Origin of the sequence: Lachnoclostridium sp. An14 (assembly GCF_002160755.1) — a bacterium.
Taxonomy (GTDB): domain Bacteria; phylum Bacillota; class Clostridia; order Lachnospirales; family Lachnospiraceae; genus Lachnoclostridium_A.
In genome coordinates, this window is the sequence record NZ_NFLE01000009.1 from 62,155 (window position 1) to 78,458 (window position 16,304).

Sequence of the window (16,304 nt, forward strand, 5' to 3'; positions counted from 1 at the left end):
AGAAAAGGAGTGATTGAAATGGCTAAGAACAAAATCCAGCGCATTGACCAGGAGATTGCCAAGGTCCGCGAGAAGATCGCGGAGTACCAGGACAAGCTGAAAACCCTGGAGGCGCAGAAAACCGAGGCGGAGAACCTGGAAATCGTTCAGATGGTGCGCGCCCTGCGGCTGACCCCGGAGCAGCTGAACGCCATGCTCTCCGGTGGTACGGTCCCTGGCATGGCCGCTGCCTCCGCCAACTACAACGAACAGGAGGATACCGACCATGAAGAATAAGAAAATTTTCAAAACCCTTTCGGCCCTCTGCGCCGCCCTGGTGCTGATGATGGGCCTTTCCGTGACTGCCTTTGCCCAGGGAACGGAAGAACTTCCGGCGGAGGATGCCACCAACGACAGCAATGTGGTCGTGGAGGAAACCGAGGACAGTCCGGCCCTGACCCCGGATGGCAACGCCGCCCTGGTGGATGATTTCGGCGACAACAAGCAGCTCATCACCGTCACCACCAAGGCAGGCAACTACTTCTACATCCTCATTGACCGGGCCAACGAGGACAAGGAAACCGCTGTCCACTTCTTAAACCAGGTGGACGAGGCGGACCTGATGGCGCTGATGGAGGACGGTCAGACCACCCAGGAGCAGCCCGCCACCTGTACCTGTACGGAGAAATGTGTGGCCGGTGCGGTGAATACGGCCTGCCCGGTGTGTGCCACCAATATGAGCGCCTGCACGGGTAAGGAGCCGGAACCGGAGACCCCGGAAGAAACCCCGGAACCGGAAGAACCGGCGCAGAAACCCGCAGGACTGAATCCGGCCATTCTTTTGGCGGTGCTGGCTCTGATGGGTGGCGGCGGCGCTTTTGCCTACTTTAAGCTGGTAAAAAGCAGACCCAAGACCAAGGGCAACGACAATTTGGACGATTATGACTACGGCGAGGATGATACCGATCAGGAGGACGAGGACTCCTGGGAGACCGAGGAATCTGACGAGCCGGACGCTGACGGGGGCGGCGACGAGGAAAGCGAGGACAAGACGGTTTGACCCGCTTCACCGACAGCCCCTATGAACGCATGATGACACGCAGGCCGGAGGGCGGGAAGGAAACTTCCCGTCCTCCTACTTTATCTCCCGGCCACCCCTGTTATGGCTGCGGAAATTACCGTGACGGTCAGCCCTGCGTGGGATTCTGCCACCGGCAGCTGACCGCATGGCTGCGGGAAAGGAGGATGAAAAACCATGAAGCTGGTGATCGCTGAGAAACCGTCCGTTGCCCAAAGTCTGGCCGCCGTGATTGGGGCCACCGCCCGCAAGGACGGCTATCTGGAGGGCGGCGGCTGGCGGGTCAGCTGGTGTGTGGGCCATCTGGCTGGTCTGGCCGACGCCGACGCTTATAACCCGGACTACGCCAAGTGGCGCTATGACGATCTGCCCATTCTGCCGGAACCCTGGCAGATGGTGGTGAGCAAGGACAAGAAGAAACAGTTTGATGTGCTGAAGCAGCTGATGAACGCCCCGGATGTGACCGAAGTGGTAAACGCCTGCGACGCCGGACGCGAGGGGGAGCTGATCTTCCGCAGCGTCTATGAGCTGGCGGGCTGCCAGAAGCCCATGAAGCGGCTCTGGATTTCCTCAATGGAGGATTCCGCCATCCGGGAGGGCTTTGCAAACCTGCGCCCCGGTGCAGACTATGACGGCCTGCGGGATGCGGCCCTCTGCCGCGCCAAAGCGGACTGGCTGGTGGGTATCAATGCCACCCGGCTGTTTTCCGTGCTGTACCACCGGACCCTCAACATCGGACGTGTCATGTCCCCGACGCTGGCCCTCATTGTCCAGCGAGAAGCCGAGATCGACACCTTCAAGCCGGTGCCATTCTACACGGTCACACTGGAGCTGCCCGGTTTCACCGTTTCCGGGGAGCGCATGGCAGACAAGGCTGCCGCCCAACAGCTGAAAACGGCCTGCCAAGGTGCGGCTGCCACAGTGAAAAAAGTGGGGCGCAAAAACAAATCCGAGAAGCCGCCCGCCCTCTATGACCTGACCACCCTCCAACGGGACGCCAACCGGCTGCTGGGGTTCACCGCCCAGCAAACCCTGGACTACCTGCAAAATTTGTATGAAAAGAAGCTCTGTACCTACCCTCGGACGGACAGCCGCTATCTGACTTCGGATATGGCGGCGAGTCTACCGGAGCTGGTCCAGCTCACTGCCGGGGCGATGCCCTTTTCCAATGGCATGGAGATTGCCTGCAATGCCGCCCAGATTGTCAACGACAAGAAAGTGACCGACCATCATGCAGTGATCCCTACCCGCAACCTCCAGGGCGCGGACCTGTCCGGCCTGCCGGTGGGCGAAAAGGCGGTGCTGGAGTTGGTGGCTCTGCGCCTGCTGTGCGCCGTGGCCCAGCCCTATACCTTTGCGGAAACCGCCGTTGTTGTCGAGTGCGCCGGAGCGGAGTTTACTGCCAAAGGCCGCACAGTGAAAAATTACGGCTGGCGGGCGCTGGACGCTGCCTATCGCGCAGGGCTGAAGAATGTGGAGCAGGACAAAGAACCCGAGGACAAGGCTCTGCCTGAGCTGTCTGAAGGTCAGACGCTGCCCCTTTCTGGTGCTACCGTCAAGGAGGGCAAGACCACCCCGCCCAAGCACTTCACCGAAGATACGCTACTCTCCGCAATGGAGACTGCCGGGAAGGACGATATGCCGGAGGATGCCGAGCGCAAGGGCCTGGGGACCCCGGCCACCCGCGCCGGGATTCTGGAAAAGCTGGTTTCCACCGGCTTTTTGGAGCGCAAAAAGAGCAAGAAAACCGTGCAGCTCATGCCATCCCATGACGCGGTATCCCTTATCACCGTGTTGCCGGAGCAGCTGCAATCGCCCCTTCTGACTGCTGAGTGGGAGTACCGGCTGGGTGAGATCGAGCGTGGCGAGCTGGCCCCGGAGGATTTCATGGCTGGGATTAGTGCCATGCTCAAAGAACTTGTGGGAACCTATCAAGCTATCAAGGGAACGGAGTATTTGTTCAGCCCTTCCCACGAAGTGGTGGGCAAATGCCCCCGCTGTGGCGGAGAGGTTGCAGAAATGCAAAAAGGCTTCTTCTGTCAGACAGAATCTTGCAAATTTGCAATTTGGAAAAACAACAAGTGGTGGGAGATGAAGCACAAGCAACCTACCAAAGCCATCGTAACGGCACTGCTCAAAGATGGCCGCGCTCATGTGAGGGGCTTGTACTCCGAGAAAACCGGCAAGACCTACGATGCCACTGTGGTGTTGGCGGATGATGGGCAGTACGCCAACTTCAAGCTGGAGTTTGACCAGCAGAAAGGTGGCAAACGATGAAGCTCTCACGCTATGAACAGGAAACCATCATCCTCTACAACCAGGCCGAAGCCACCGCCGAGGTCTATACCCATGACCCCCGGCTGCTGGAGAAGCTGCGGCGACTGGCAGAGAAATACCCGGACCAGATTGTGAAAAAGGACCGCCAGACCTTTCTCGTTCCCAAACGCTGTGTGTCCGTCCGGGAACCTTACAGCGCCGAGCGCCGTAAGGCAGCCAGTGAACTGGCCAAGGCTGCCGGATACAGGCCGCCCACCCCCAAGAAAGGCAATGAGTAAGCATGGCTGAAAGTGTCTTTGAGGCTGTCAAGCAGTCCATCACCGTCCGAGAAGCAGCGCAGATGTACGGAATCGAGGTCAACCGGAGCGGCATGGCCTGTTGTCCCTTCCACGATGACAAAAATCCCAGCATGAAGCTGAACGAGGAATATTTTTATTGCTTTGGCTGCGGAGCCACCGGCGATGTGATTGACTTCACAGCGAGGCTCTACAATCTGTCCCCCAAAGAGGCCGCCGAGAAGCTGGCCCAGGATTTTGGCCTGGCTTATGACAGTCAGGCCCCTCCCCGGCGACGCCATGTCCGCCAGAAATCCGAGGCGCAGAAATTCAAGGAGGACCGAGACCATGCCTTTCGTGTCCTGGCCGACTACTTTCATTTGCTCCGCAAGTGGGAAACGGACTACACACCCAAAACACCGGAGGAAAATCCACATCCCCGATTCATGGAGGCAATCCAGAAAAAGGACTATGTGGGCTATCTGCTGGATTTTTTTCTGGAGAACAGCCCGGAGGAGCAAAAGCTGTGGATTGCCGAACATCAATCAGAAATAGCCAAATTGGAAAGGAGAGTGAAATTCATGGCTGATAAGACCACCAATCGAGAACGGTTACAAGAGATCACAGCGGGCATTGAACAGGGTATCAAGGAACTGTTTGAGAGCGAGAAGTATATGCGCTATCTGTCCGTCATGTCCAAGTTCCACCGCTACTCCGTCAACAACACCATGCTCATCTATATGCAGCGCCCGGACGCCACCCTGGTGGCCGGGTTCAACAAGTGGAAAAATCAGTTTGAGCGCCATGTGAAAAAGGGTGAGCATGGTATCACCATCATTGCCCCCACGCCCTACAAAAAGAAGATCGAGGAAATGAAGCGCGACCCGGATACTCATGCACCCATCCTGGACGCGGATGGCAAGGCGGTCATGGAGGAAAAAGAAATTGAAATCCCCATGTTCCGTCCGGTGAAGGTGTTCGATGTGAGCCAGACGGACGGAAAGCCCCTGCCAGAGCTGGCCTCCAGCCTGTCCGGGACGGTGCCGCACTATGAGGCTTTCATGGAAGCTCTGCGCCGCTCGGCTCCGGTTCCCATCGAGTTTGAGCCGATGGCCGAGAACATGGACGGCTATTTCTCCTCTGACCAGCAGCGGATCGCCATCCGGGAAGGCATGAGCGAGGTGCAGACTGTTTCCGCCGCTGTCCATGAGACCGCGCACAGTAAGCTCCACGACCCCAAAAAGTACGAAGCGGAGCCGACCTGGAAGATCGTGATGGTGAGCGAGGGCGGCACCAAGCATGACTTCCGTCTGGACTTCGCCACCGAAGCAGAGGCGGAACAGGCCGCCGCCGAGGAAGGCTGGCGCTATGTGGACGAGAATCGGTTTGAGTGGCGGTTGGAAGTGGAGGAAGATCTGACGGCGGTGAAACAGGCCGCCAAGAACCGCAACACCGAGGAAGTGGAGGCCGAGAGCATTTCTTATGCGGTTTGCCAGTATTTCGGCATCCAGACCGGCGAGAACAGTTTTGGCTACATCGCTTCCTGGTCGAAGGACAAGGAGCTGAAGGAGCTGCGGGCCAGTCTGGAGACCATCAACAAGACTTCCTGCGAGCTGATTAACGACATCGAGCGCAACTACAAGGAAATCTGCAAGGAGCGCGGCATTGACCTGACTGCCGCCACGGAACCGCAGCAGGACTCTATCGAGCAGCTGGCAGCAGACATCGACCAGTTCACTTTCGATTATGACCCTTATGAGTATCGGAACAATGCAGATAGCCGTGAGGACGCACTGCACGAACTGACTGCCACACTCCGAAGCGGAGATGCCAGCGGTGTACGCGAATGGCTCCAGAATATCGTGAACGAGGATGAACCGGATGAAACCACCCAAAAAGCTGCCGAGCTTATGGGACGCTTGGATCAGCTGGTGCCGATGACTGAACCGGAACAGCTGACCGAGCCGGAAAATACCGAAAGTGTCCAGCCCAGCGCCGAGTACCGGGAGGCCCTGTTGGTGCTGGATGATACCAGCTACCTTCATGTTCAGCCCTGCGACACCGGCTGGGACTACACGCTCTACGATGTGGCAACCATGAAGCAGATGGACGGCGGCCAGTTGGACGGGCCGGATATGGGCCGTTCCACAGCGGTTAGCCATATCTGCGAGGACCTGGGGATGGGCGGCAAGTCCATCAAGTATGCGCCGCTGTCCATGATCGAGACTTTGCAGGAGGCGGCTTACCACCAGATGCAGGAACAGGTCAGCCAGCAGACCACAGAAGCTGCCGCCACCCAGCTGCCGGATGCCCAGGAGCAGGCGTTGGACGAGTATCCCATGCCGGACCCGGCACTGACTCAGGATGATCTGGAGAAATGCGGCTACCTGGACGGTGACCTTCTGCCCCTCTCCAAAGAGCGAGCCTATGAGCTGATGGAGCGAGACCTGACCGTTTATATCGTCCAGGAGGGTGAAAACCCGGAAATGGCCTTTGACACTGCCGACCTGGACGCCCATGACGGTATCTTTGCTGTGTCCCGCGAGGAATGGGAGCAAAGCCCGGACTTTCACGAAAAAGTTTTGGAACGACAGGATCGGCAGTTGGAACGGGAACAGGCGTTTCTTTCCCATGAGGGAAATTGTTTTGCTATTTATCAGGTGAGCAAGGATGACCCGCAGAATGTGCGTTTTATGAATCTGGATTGGCTGCAATCGCACAATCTGTCCGTAGAGCGGAGTAACTATGACCTTATCTATACCGCCCCTCTGGACGGTTCCGGCAGCACTATGGAGCAGCTGGAAAGGCTGTATGAGCAGTTCAATCTGCAAAAGCCGGTGGATTTTCACAGCCCGTCTATGAGCGTCAGTGACATCGTTGCCATCAAGCAGAATGGTCAGGTATCCTGTCATTACTGCGACAGTGTTGGTTTCACCCAGGTGCAAGGTTTCTTGCCGGAAAATTCGCTGAGAAATGCGGAAATGACGGTGGAAGATGATTACGGCATGATCGACGGTATCATCAATAACGGCCCAAAGGAGCCGACAGTGGCCCAGCTGGAACAACAGGCCCGCAGTGGTCAGCCCATTTCTCTTATGGACTTGGCAGCAGCCGTCCATCGAGAGGAACGGGAAAAGAAAAAGTCCGTAATGGAGCAGCTGAAAAGCCAGCCCAAGACGGAACACAAAAAGACAGCGCAAAAAAAGAGCGCGGAAAGGGAGCTTTGATATGAACAACTTCACCTTTGAGGAAACGAACCTTCTTTGCATCTACAACACCGGCAGCCGCACCGGGCTGATCGACGCTCTGACGGAGATGCGCGGTGAGCTTTCGCCGGAGGAAGCCGAGCTGCGGGAACTGACGGACAGCGCCCTGGGTAAACTCCAAGCTATGAACGACACCGAGTTTGCCGAACTGGAGCTGTACCCAGATTTCGACGAGTAAAAAACACACATAAAGACCTGATGGGACGGCCTGATATGCCGTCCCATTTCTATTCAACATGAAGGGAGGACAGAAAACCATGCCATCCAAAGCTGAATTTTACCGGCAGATGGCCGAACAGGTATCGACCCAGCTTGTAGGCAGCTGGAAGGAGTGGACGGCTTTTCTCACCACCGCCGCCCGCCTTTATAAATACCCATTCCACGAGCAAATGATGATTTACGCCCAGCGCCCGGATGCCACCGCCTGCGCCGAGTATGACCTGTGGAATGAAAAAATGGGACGGTATGTGCGCCGTGGCTCCAAGGGTATTGCCCTGGTGGACGATTCCGGCGACAAGCTTCGCCTGCGCTATGTGTTCGATATTTCCGATACCGGCACCCGTGAACATTCCCGTACACCCTGGTTGTGGCAGCTGGAAGAACAGCACATTGGGCCTGTGTCGGCCATGCTGGAGCAAAACTACGGCGTTGCCGGTGACAATCTCGCCCAGCAGCTCACGGATGTAGCCGGAAAGCTGGCGAGTGAGTATTGGGACGATCATCAGAGAGATTTCCGCTATATCGTTGACGGTTCGTTCCTGGCGGAGTACGATGATTACAACATCGAAGTCCAATTTAAGTCCGCCGCCACCGTCAGTATCGCCTATGCCCTGATGTCTCGCTGTGGGCTGGATACGGAACAATATTTCCAGCATGAGGACTTCATGCCGATTTTCGATTTCAATACCCCGGCCACGGTTGGGGCGTTGGGCGCGGCGGTCAGCCAGATTAACCAGCAGGTTTTGCGGCAGATCGGCGTCACCATCCAGATCTATGAGCGCGAGCAACTCGCGGAAAGGAGCGTTACACATGGAGAACAGCCTGACTTACACGATGAACGGAGATTATCAGATTCCCGACCTGAAGCTGACCGAACAGCCGGAGAAGCCCCTGGGCAAGTACGGCAGGATGCGGAAAGCGTACCTGAAGGAACACCGGCCCCTGATTTACAATCAGCTGCTGCTGACCGAGAAGCTGTACCCGCACCTCATCGAGATCGACGAGACAGCGCAGAGCCGTCTGGAGCAGATGATGCCCCAGCTGGCGAAAGACGCGGGCGCGACGGAGCAGCTGAAAGCCAGCGACCCGATGCGCTGGGTGGGCCTGATGAACACCTGCAAAGCACAGGCCGAGGAGATTCTGATGGCGGAGCTTATTCACAGCTGAGTTTCTTCCTCTCCGAAGCAGAACAAATCAGAATCATAGATGAAGCAGAGAATGTGAAAACATCCTCTGCTTTTTCTTTTGCCCAGGCTGACATCGACCATGTGCTGCGGCTGGGCGGCAACACCTATCGCCAGAGAGAGCGCATTGTCGCGGCCTTTGAGGAGCAGAAGTCCACCACCGAGATCGCAGACACCCTGAAAACCCTGTACCATGGCGGCAACGGGATTGGCAGCATCACTGCATGGTATGCCGAGGATGGAATCCATCTTTCCCACGGCAAAACTGCCCGTTACGATAAGTCCGCCCAGGTCATTTCCTGGGAGAGTGCCGCTGAGCGTATCGGCCAGCTTTTGCAGGACGGCCAGTTTGCCACCAATGTGGAGCTGGCTGAGGCTGCGGGCTATGAACGCTCCCTCCTCGCGGAAAAGTTCTGGAATCTGTACCACGATTTCAGCGAGGAAGCCAGAGAAGCTGGGTATCTGCCCATCCTTTCCAACAATCCGGGGCGCGGTTTCCCGGAGGAATCTGCATGGCTCACCGAACAGCTGAAAAGCCCGGAGTTTCGCCAGAACCTTGCGGAAGAATATGCTGCCTTCTGGACGGCCTACCAGCAGGATCGGGATTTGCTGCGCTTCCACTACCATAAACCCAAAGAAATTTGGGAGAACCTGCAAGATCTGTCCTTGCCTCGCACCACCTTTACCTCTCAGTTGACGGAAGTACCTTCGGTCAAGCAGTTTATCTCTGAGGACGAGATCGACGCCGCCATGACCAGAGGCAGCGGATTTGAGGGCGGTAAGGGCCGAGTTTTCACCTTTTTCCAGGAACCCCATACGGATAAGGAAAAGGTGGATTTTCTCAAACATAAGTATGGTATTGGCGGTCACTCCCATGCCCTGTCCGGTGCAATGAAAAGCGATGAAAGCCACGACGGAAAAGGTCTGCACTACAAAAAAGACGGCTGCCCGGATGTGCATTTCACCTGGGAGAAAGTCGCCAAACGGATTACCGACCTGATCCAGAAGGGACGCTATCTCACAGAACAGGAACAGGCGGAGTATGACAAAATCCAGGCAGAAAAGGCCCTGGCGGAAGAAGATGCCCTGCAAGCCCAGCAGCCGGACCCGGCTGTGTGGGAATACAACGGCGTCAAGGAGCGCCACCCGGATGATATAATCCTCTACCAAATGGGGGATTTTTTTGAGCTGTACGGTGAGGACGCCAAAACTGCTGCTGCGGAACTGGACCTCAATCTCACGACCCGCGCTATCCCCGGCGGTGGCCGTGTGGAAATGTGCGGCTTTCCGGCAAACCGGCTGGAGCAGGTTGTGGAACAGCTGCGGGATAAGCATGATGTGACCATTTCCGCTGTCCCGAAGGGCGGCAGGGAGCGGCAGGAGTATTCCATGCCCTCTATCGACCATGAGGCGGAACAGCACATCAATGCCCAGGAAGCGGAGTTTGGCGCAGACGGGACCAGAGTATTTCAGGAGACCGAAGCAGCCGCAGCCCCTACGATTCGAGAACTGCATGAGCAATACAAGCCCATTGTACTTGCCGCTGTTATGGAAGATGTGCCATATCGCAATGCCTGCGGTCACAGTGACCATGAGAACGCCGTGATCGAGGGCAATGCCGCTATTCGCCGTGCTGTCCTGGGATCTGGCAACATGGAGCTGCTCCGCCTCTATTCCGACACACCGGAGTTCCGCCAGCGCCTTCATCGAGAAATCATCGACGAGACCTATCCCAAGCTCCATGAGCTGCTGCACCCTCTCACGGACAATGACATCGACAAGGCTATCCAGGACTGGAACGGCAAAATCGAAAGTAAACACGCCGTTGTCCGTTACATGGAGAAACATGGGCGGGAAAAAGATACCGCTGCATGGCTGGCCCATGAGTTTGACGGCGGCGATGGCAAAACCCCGTTTTCGGTTCGCCCGGAAAGCCCCGAAGGAACGGTGCTGCCCTGGCCCAAGGTACAGCGCCGGATCGCTCAGCTTATCAAGGAGGACCGGTTCTACACCGAAGCGGAACAGGACCGGTTCGACAACATCGACCCCATCGCCATTCGGGAGGCTTTGGCCGAGCGCGGCATTGTGAATGGTGAACTGGTGGATGAGGAAAAACTGGATAATGACCCATTCATCCAGCGTGTTATGGCGGATGTGGAGGCCATATCCAGAGAGAGCGTCCCGGCAGATGAGCCGGAACAGCCTTCTCCCCATAATTTGCGTGTTCTGGTTTCAGATGAGGAATACGCTGCGGCTCGTGGCACACTCCGGGAGCGAACCTCCTACGATCCAGCGGTTCCTCCTTACAATGTGGGTGATATTGTCTATCTGGATGACCGGCCCCATCAGATCACAGAGCTGCGGGATGACACGGTGCAGCTGCTGCCCACCGGCATGAGCTATCCCATCTACCGGGCTGAGAGCCGGGAACGGTTTGAGCAGCTTTTGCGGGAGGATAACCGCAACGACTTCTATACCGAATTCCTGCCTGCAAATCTGGATACGGTGGACCAGGACCTTCGGGATGTGCTGGCCCATGGCCTGATTGGTGAGGCGGACAAGGCGGAGCTTTCCGAGCTTCTTCGCAACGGCAAGAGTAACCAGGAGGTAGCCTTGTGGCTGAGCCGGGCCTATCCCAACATCGTGGAAACGATGGAGCTGGAGACCGGCGAGACCGCCGATTACCGCACGATGCCGGAAGGTATCGAGCTGGAAGTGCTGGATGCAGATGAAAAGCGTCTGGCCATGCTGTTCTTCCAGTGGAGCGAGGTTGCGCCTTTGCTGCGCGGGATGTATGCCCGTCAGTTGGACGGTTTTGAGCAGGAACGCCCCGAACCGGCTGCCGAAACCCCGGCCTTCCAAGCCGAGACTGTGGCTGTCTATCCGGGCGATAAGAACAATCTGCCCTATGATGTGGTTGTTCAGACCCTGCGAACCAATGAGCCGGAGCCGCCCACGCCTGCTGTCGAGCCGGAAAAGACTCTGGATGAGGTACTGGACGAACACCCCGTTTCCATTCAGGTAAACGGCGAGTGGCAGACCTTCCCCAATGTCAAAGCTGCCGAGGAAGCCTCTTATGAGGAATACAAGGCCAATCTGCGTCGCACCGCCGAGAATTTCCGTATCACTGACGATCACCTGGGCGAAGGCGGCCCCAAGGCTAAGTTCCAGGCCAATGTCGAGGCAATCAAGCTGCTGAAATACCTGGAGGAAACCACCGAGCAGGCAACGCCGGAACAGCAGAAAATCCTTTCTCGGTATGTGGGCTGGGGCGGCCTTGCCGATGCCTTTGACCCCGACAAGGAAAGCTGGAGCAAGGAATATGCCCAGCTGAAGGAACTGCTGACCCCGGAGGAATACGCTGCTGCCAGAGGTTCCACCCTCAACGCGCACTACACCAGCCCTACGGTCATCAAAGCGATTTACGAGGCTGTGGGCCGCATGGGATTTGAGACCGGCAACATCCTGGAGCCGTCCTGTGGTGTAGGCAATTTCTTCGGTATGCTGCCGGAGGAAATGCGAAACAGCCGTCTTTACGGCGTGGAGCTGGATTCCATCAGCGGGCGTATTGCCCAGCAGCTCTACCCCAAGGCCGACATCACCGTGGCAGGGTTTGAGACCACCGACAGGCGGGATTTCTACGATCTGGCGGTGGGTAATGTACCGTTTGGCCAGTATCAGGTTCGGGATAAAGCCTATGACAAGCTGAATTTCAGCATTCACAACTACTTTTTCGCCAAGGCTCTGGATCAGGTTCGTCCCGGTGGCGTGGTGGCCTTTGTCACCAGCCGCTACACGATGGACGCCAAGGATTCCACCGTGCGCCGGTATCTTGCTCAGCGCGCCGAACTGCTGGGGGCCATCCGTCTGCCCAATGACGCTTTCAAAAAGAACGCAGGTGCCGAGGTCGTTTCGGACATCATCTTCCTGCAAAAGCGTGACCGTCCGTTGGACATCGTGCCGGAGTGGACGCAGACCGGGCAGACCGAGGACGGCTTTGCCATCAACCGCTATTTCCTGGACCACCCGGAAATGGTGCTGGGCCGACAGGAACCGGAAAGCACCGCCCACGGCATGGACTACACCGTGAACCCCATCGAGGGGCTGGAGCTTGCCGATCAGCTGCATGATGCCGTGAAGTACATTCGCGGCACCTACCAGGAGGCCGAGCTGCCGGAGCTGGGCGAGGGCGAAGCCATCGACACTTCTATCCCTGCTGACCCCAATGTGAAAAATTACTCCTACACCGTTGTGGACGGCGATGTGTATTACCGTGAAAACAGCTGTATGGTACGGCCTGACCTGAATGCCACCGCCGAAGCCCGTGTGAAAGGACTGGTGGGTCTGCGAGAATGTGTCCAGCAGCTCATTGATCTGCAAATGGACGCCGCCACACCGGACAGCGCCATCCAGGACAAACAGGCCGAACTGAACCGGCTCTATGACAGCTTCTCTGCAAAATATGGTCTTATCAATGACCGGGCGAACCGGCTGGCCTTTGCTGATGATTCCAGCTACTATCTGCTCTGCGCGCTGGAAGTCATTGACGAGGACGGCAAGCTGGAGCGCAAGGCGGATATGTTCACCAAGCGCACCATCAAGCCCCACAAGGCGGTGGACACTGTGGATACCGCAAGTGAAGCTCTGGCCGTATCAATTTCCGAAAAAGCCTTTGTCGATATGGCGTATATGGCGGAGTTGACCGGCAAGACCGGCGACGAACTGGCCGCCGAGCTAAAAGGCGTGATCTTCCGTGTACCTGGGCAGTTGGAGAAAGACGGCACTCCCCATTATGTAACAGCCGACGAATACCTGTCCGGCAATGTGCGGCGCAAGCTGCGTCAGGCACAGCGGGCCGCACAGCAGGACCCTTCCTTTGCAGTCAATGTGGAGGCCCTTACCGCTGCCTAGCCCAAAGACCTGGATGCGTCGGAGATTGAGGTGCGCCTGGGCGCTACCTGGATCGACAAAGAGTACATCCAGCAGTTTATGTATGAGACCTTCGACACGCCGTTTTATCTCCAGCGCAATATCGAGGTCAACTATTCTTCTTTCACCGCTGAGTGGCAGATCACCGGCAAAAGCTCTGTAAGCCAGAACAATGTGGCAGCCTATACCACCTACGGAACCAGCCGTGCCAATGCCTACAAGATTCTGGAGGACAGCCTGAACCTGCGGGATGTCCGTATCTACGACACCATAGAGGATGCAGACGGCAAAGAGCGCCGGGTGTTGAATGCCAAAGAGACCACCCTGGCCGCCCAAAAGCAGCAAGCGATCCGGGACGCTTTCAAAGACTGGATTTGGAAAGACCCGGACCGCCGCCAAGCTCTGGTCCGCCAGTACAATGAGGAAATGAACTCCACCCGTCCCCGTGAATACGACGGCGGACACATTACTTTCGGTGGTATGAACCCGGCCATCACCTTGCGGGAACACCAGAAAAACGCTATCGCTCATGTGCTGTACGGCGGCAATACGCTGCTGGCACACGAGGTAGGCGCTGGCAAAACCTTTGAAATGGTGGCTGCCGCCATGGAGAGTAAGCGCCTGGGCTTGTGTCAGAAATCCCTCTTTGTGGTGCCGAACCATCTGACCGAACAATGGGCGTCGGAGTTTCTGCGGCTCTATCCTTCCGCCAACATTCTTGTCACCACCAAAAAGGACTTTGAGACCCACAACCGCAAGAAGTTCTGCGCCCGCATTGCCACCGGCGATTATGACGCCATCATCATGGGACACAGCCAGTTTGAGAAAATCCCCATCAGCCGAGAGCGTCAGGAACGGCTCCTTCAGGAGCAGATCGACGAGATCACCGAGGGCATTGCCGAGGTGAAGTACAGCGGCGGTGAGCGTTTCACGGTCAAGCAGTTGGAACGCACCAAGAAGTCCCTGGAAGCCCGGCTGGAGAAATTGCAGGCCGAGAGCCGCAAGGACGATGTGGTAACATTCGAGCAGTTGGGTGTGGACCGCCTGTTCGTCGATGAGGCGCATAACTATAAAAACCTGTTTTTATACACCAAGATGCGGAATGTGGCAGGTCTCTCCACAAGCGATGCCCAAAAGTCCAGCGATATGTTTGCAAAGTGTCGCTATATGGATGAACTGACCGGAAACCGTGGTGTGATTTTCGCCACTGGCACCCCCGTATCGAACAGCATGACCGAACTTTACACCATGCAGCGGTATCTCCAGTATGACCGCCTGCAAGAGCTGAACATGACCCACTTCGACTGCTGGGCCAGCCGCTTCGGAGAAACCGTCACGGCGCTGGAGCTGGCACCGGAAGGCACCGGCTACCGGGCAAGAACGAGATTCAGCAAGTTTTTCAACCTCCCGGAGCTGATGAACTTGTTCCGTGAAGTTGCCGACATCAAAACCGCCGATCAGCTGAACTTGCCCACCCCGGAGGTGGAATACCACAACATCGTGGCCCAGCCTACTGAACACCAAAAAGAGATGGTGCAGGTTCTCTCCGAGCGCGCCTCCAGGGTACACAGCGGCAGCGTTGACCCCTCAGAGGACAATATGCTCAAGATTACCGGCGATGGCCGCAAGCTGGGTCTGGACCAGCGTATCATCAACCAGCTGCTGCCGGATGAACCCGGCACCAAGGTCAATCAGTGTGTGGGTAATATCATGCAGATCTGGCGGGACGGCGAGGCTGACAAGCTGACCCAGCTGGTATTCTGCGACATTTCCACGCCCCAGGCAGCCCCCTCCAAAAAGGCAGCCAAACAGCTGGATAATCCCACACTTCATGCGCTGGAACAGGCTGTGCCGTTGGATGAGCCTGAGCCTGCCTTTACCATCTATGAGGACATCCGCCAGAAGCTCATCGCCCAGGGAATGCCCGCCGAGCAGATTGCTTTTATCCACGAAGCCAAGACCGAGGTGCAGAAGAAAGAACTGTTTTCCAAGGTTCGCACTGGGCAGGTGCGCGTCCTGCTGGGCAGCACCTCCAAAATGGGCGCTGGCACCAATGTGCAGGACCGGCTTGTGGCGCTCCATGACCTGGATTGTCCGTGGCGTCCGGGAGACCTTGCCCAGCGCAAGGGCCGTATCGAGCGCCAGGGCAACCAGAATCCGCTGGTCCATGTGTACCGCTATGTTACCGAGGGAACTTTCGATGCCTACCTGTGGCAGACGGTGGAGAACAAACAGAAATTCATTTCGCAAATCATGACCAGCAAAAGCCCGGTCCGCTCCTGCGATGATGTGGACGAAACGGCGCTGTCCTTTGCCGAGATCAAGGCCCTGTGCGCCGGAGACCCCCGTATCAAGGAGCGCATGGATTTGGATGTGGAGGTTGCGCGTCTGAAGCTGATGAAAGCTGACCATCAGAGCAAGCAGTACCGCCTGGAGGATCAGTTGCTCAAATACTTCCCCCAGGAAATCGAAACTAACAAGGGGTTTATTAAAGGCTTTGAAGCGGATCTGGAGACCCTGGCCGCCCATCCTCACCCGGAGGATGGCTTTGCTGGAATGGAGATCCGGGGCGATGTGCTGACTGACAAAGAAAACGCCGGTGCAGCCTTGCTAGACGCCTGTAAGGAGGTCAAAGGCTCCGAACCGGTGCAGATCGGCAGCTATCGGGGCTTTACTATGTCCGTGGAGTTTTCCGCTTGGAAACAGGAATATACGCTCCTGTTGAAAGGCCAGATGACCCACCGGGCAAGCCTCGGCACAGACCCGCGCGGAAACCTCACCCGTATCGACAATGCACTGGCTCAAATGCCTCAGCGTTTGGAAGCCGTGAAAAACCAGCTGGACAACCTTTACCAACAGCAGGCCGCAGCCAAAGAGGAAATCGGAAAGCCGTTTCCCTTTGAGGATGATCTGCGAGTCAAGTCCGCCCGTCTGGTGGAACTGGACACGCTGCTGAACATTGACGGCAAGGGCCATGCCCAGCCGGAAACTGTGGTTGCCAAGAGCGCACGGCCTTCGGTGCTGGACAGCTTGAAGCGCCCGGTGCCACCCCGTAGCCCTGAAAAGAAACCGAAACAACATGAGGAGGTGCGATAAC

The 16,304-nt window shown here is 56.9% G+C and carries 8 protein-coding genes and 4 pseudogenes; 11 read left to right on the plus strand and 1 reads right to left on the minus strand.

Features of this window, described 5'->3' with window-relative positions:
- The first annotated feature begins 18 nt into the window (after positions 1 to 18).
- The 8 genes and pseudogenes from B5E84_RS07040 (at position 19) to B5E84_RS07070 (ending at position 7,053) form a co-directional block, all read left to right on the plus strand.
- Positions 19 to 276 (plus strand): DUF4315 family protein, encoded by a 258-nt coding sequence (locus B5E84_RS07040; protein WP_002588926.1) that lies wholly within the window; start codon positions 19 to 21, stop codon positions 274 to 276.
- The gene (locus B5E84_RS07045) at positions 266 to 1,039 is read left to right on the plus strand and encodes a DUF4366 domain-containing protein (protein WP_002588925.1); all 774 of its coding nucleotides are present in this window, start codon (positions 266 to 268) and stop codon (positions 1,037 to 1,039) included. The genes B5E84_RS07040 and B5E84_RS07045 overlap by 11 nt, the downstream gene beginning before the upstream one ends.
- Positions 1,036 to 1,254: a hypothetical protein gene (locus tag B5E84_RS21535; protein ID WP_038270835.1), complete on the plus strand. Its 219-nt coding sequence runs from the start codon at positions 1,036 to 1,038 to the stop codon at positions 1,252 to 1,254. Before B5E84_RS07045 ends, B5E84_RS21535 begins: the two co-directional genes overlap by 4 nt.
- Positions 1,235 to 3,334, plus strand: coding sequence for a type IA DNA topoisomerase (locus tag B5E84_RS07055; RefSeq protein WP_002588924.1), 2,100 nt, complete (start codon positions 1,235 to 1,237; stop codon positions 3,332 to 3,334). Before B5E84_RS21535 ends, B5E84_RS07055 begins: the two co-directional genes overlap by 20 nt.
- On the plus strand, positions 3,331 to 3,612 hold the full coding sequence (locus B5E84_RS07060; protein ID WP_002588923.1) for a hypothetical protein: 282 nt from the start codon (positions 3,331 to 3,333) through the stop codon (positions 3,610 to 3,612). The genes B5E84_RS07055 and B5E84_RS07060 overlap by 4 nt, the downstream gene beginning before the upstream one ends.
- Positions 3,613 to 3,614: 2 nt before the next feature.
- A pseudogene (locus B5E84_RS07065) lies at positions 3,615 to 6,276 on the plus strand (LPD16 domain-containing protein); the annotation flags it as partial.
- Between the two features lie 38 nt (positions 6,277 to 6,314).
- Positions 6,315 to 6,836, plus strand: a pseudogene (locus tag B5E84_RS21480) (YodL domain-containing protein); the annotation flags it as partial.
- A 1-nt stretch (position 6,837) separates the two neighbouring features.
- Positions 6,838 to 7,053, plus strand: a complete 216-nt coding sequence (locus B5E84_RS07070; RefSeq protein ID WP_002588921.1) for a transposon-transfer assisting family protein — start codon at positions 6,838 to 6,840, stop codon at positions 7,051 to 7,053.
- A gap of 49 nt (positions 7,054 to 7,102) precedes the next feature.
- Here B5E84_RS07070 and B5E84_RS21050 read toward each other — a convergent pair whose 3' ends face one another.
- Positions 7,103 to 7,906, minus strand: a complete 804-nt coding sequence (locus tag B5E84_RS21050; RefSeq protein ID WP_072853160.1) for a hypothetical protein — start codon at positions 7,904 to 7,906, stop codon at positions 7,103 to 7,105.
- Here B5E84_RS21050 and B5E84_RS21055 point away from each other — a divergent pair.
- The 3 genes and pseudogenes from B5E84_RS21055 to B5E84_RS21380 form a co-directional block, all read left to right on the plus strand.
- Entirely contained in the window at positions 7,905 to 8,261 is a 357-nt protein-coding gene (locus tag B5E84_RS21055; RefSeq protein WP_072853158.1) for a TnpV protein, read from the plus strand. The two genes, B5E84_RS21050 and B5E84_RS21055, sit on opposite strands and share 2 nt — an antisense overlap.
- Positions 8,262 to 9,169: 908 nt before the next feature.
- Positions 9,170 to 9,610 (plus strand): annotated as a pseudogene (locus B5E84_RS21485) (MutS N-terminal domain-containing protein); the annotation flags it as partial.
- Between the two features lie 162 nt (positions 9,611 to 9,772).
- Positions 9,773 to 16,303 (plus strand): annotated as a pseudogene (locus tag B5E84_RS21380) (SNF2-related protein); the annotation flags it as partial.
- Position 16,304: the final 1 nt, after the last annotated feature.

Bases quoted from the DNA above. Each gene is read 5' to 3' on its own strand.
- B5E84_RS07040 (WP_002588926.1), top strand. From the start codon at position 19: ATGGCTAAGAACAAAATCCAGCGCATTGACCAGGAGATTGCCAAGGTC.
- B5E84_RS07045 (WP_002588925.1), top strand. From the start codon at position 266: ATGAAGAATAAGAAAATTTTCAAAACCCTTTCGGCCCTCTGCGCCGCC.
- B5E84_RS07055 (WP_002588924.1), top strand. From the start codon at position 1,235: ATGAAGCTGGTGATCGCTGAGAAACCGTCCGTTGCCCAAAGTCTGGCC.
- B5E84_RS07060 (WP_002588923.1), top strand. From the start codon at position 3,331: ATGAAGCTCTCACGCTATGAACAGGAAACCATCATCCTCTACAACCAG.
- B5E84_RS07070 (WP_002588921.1), top strand. From the start codon at position 6,838: ATGAACAACTTCACCTTTGAGGAAACGAACCTTCTTTGCATCTACAAC.
- B5E84_RS21055 (WP_072853158.1), top strand. From the start codon at position 7,905: ATGGAGAACAGCCTGACTTACACGATGAACGGAGATTATCAGATTCCC.
- B5E84_RS21050 (WP_072853160.1), bottom strand. From the start codon at position 7,906: ATGTGTAACGCTCCTTTCCGCGAGTTGCTCGCGCTCATAGATCTGGAT.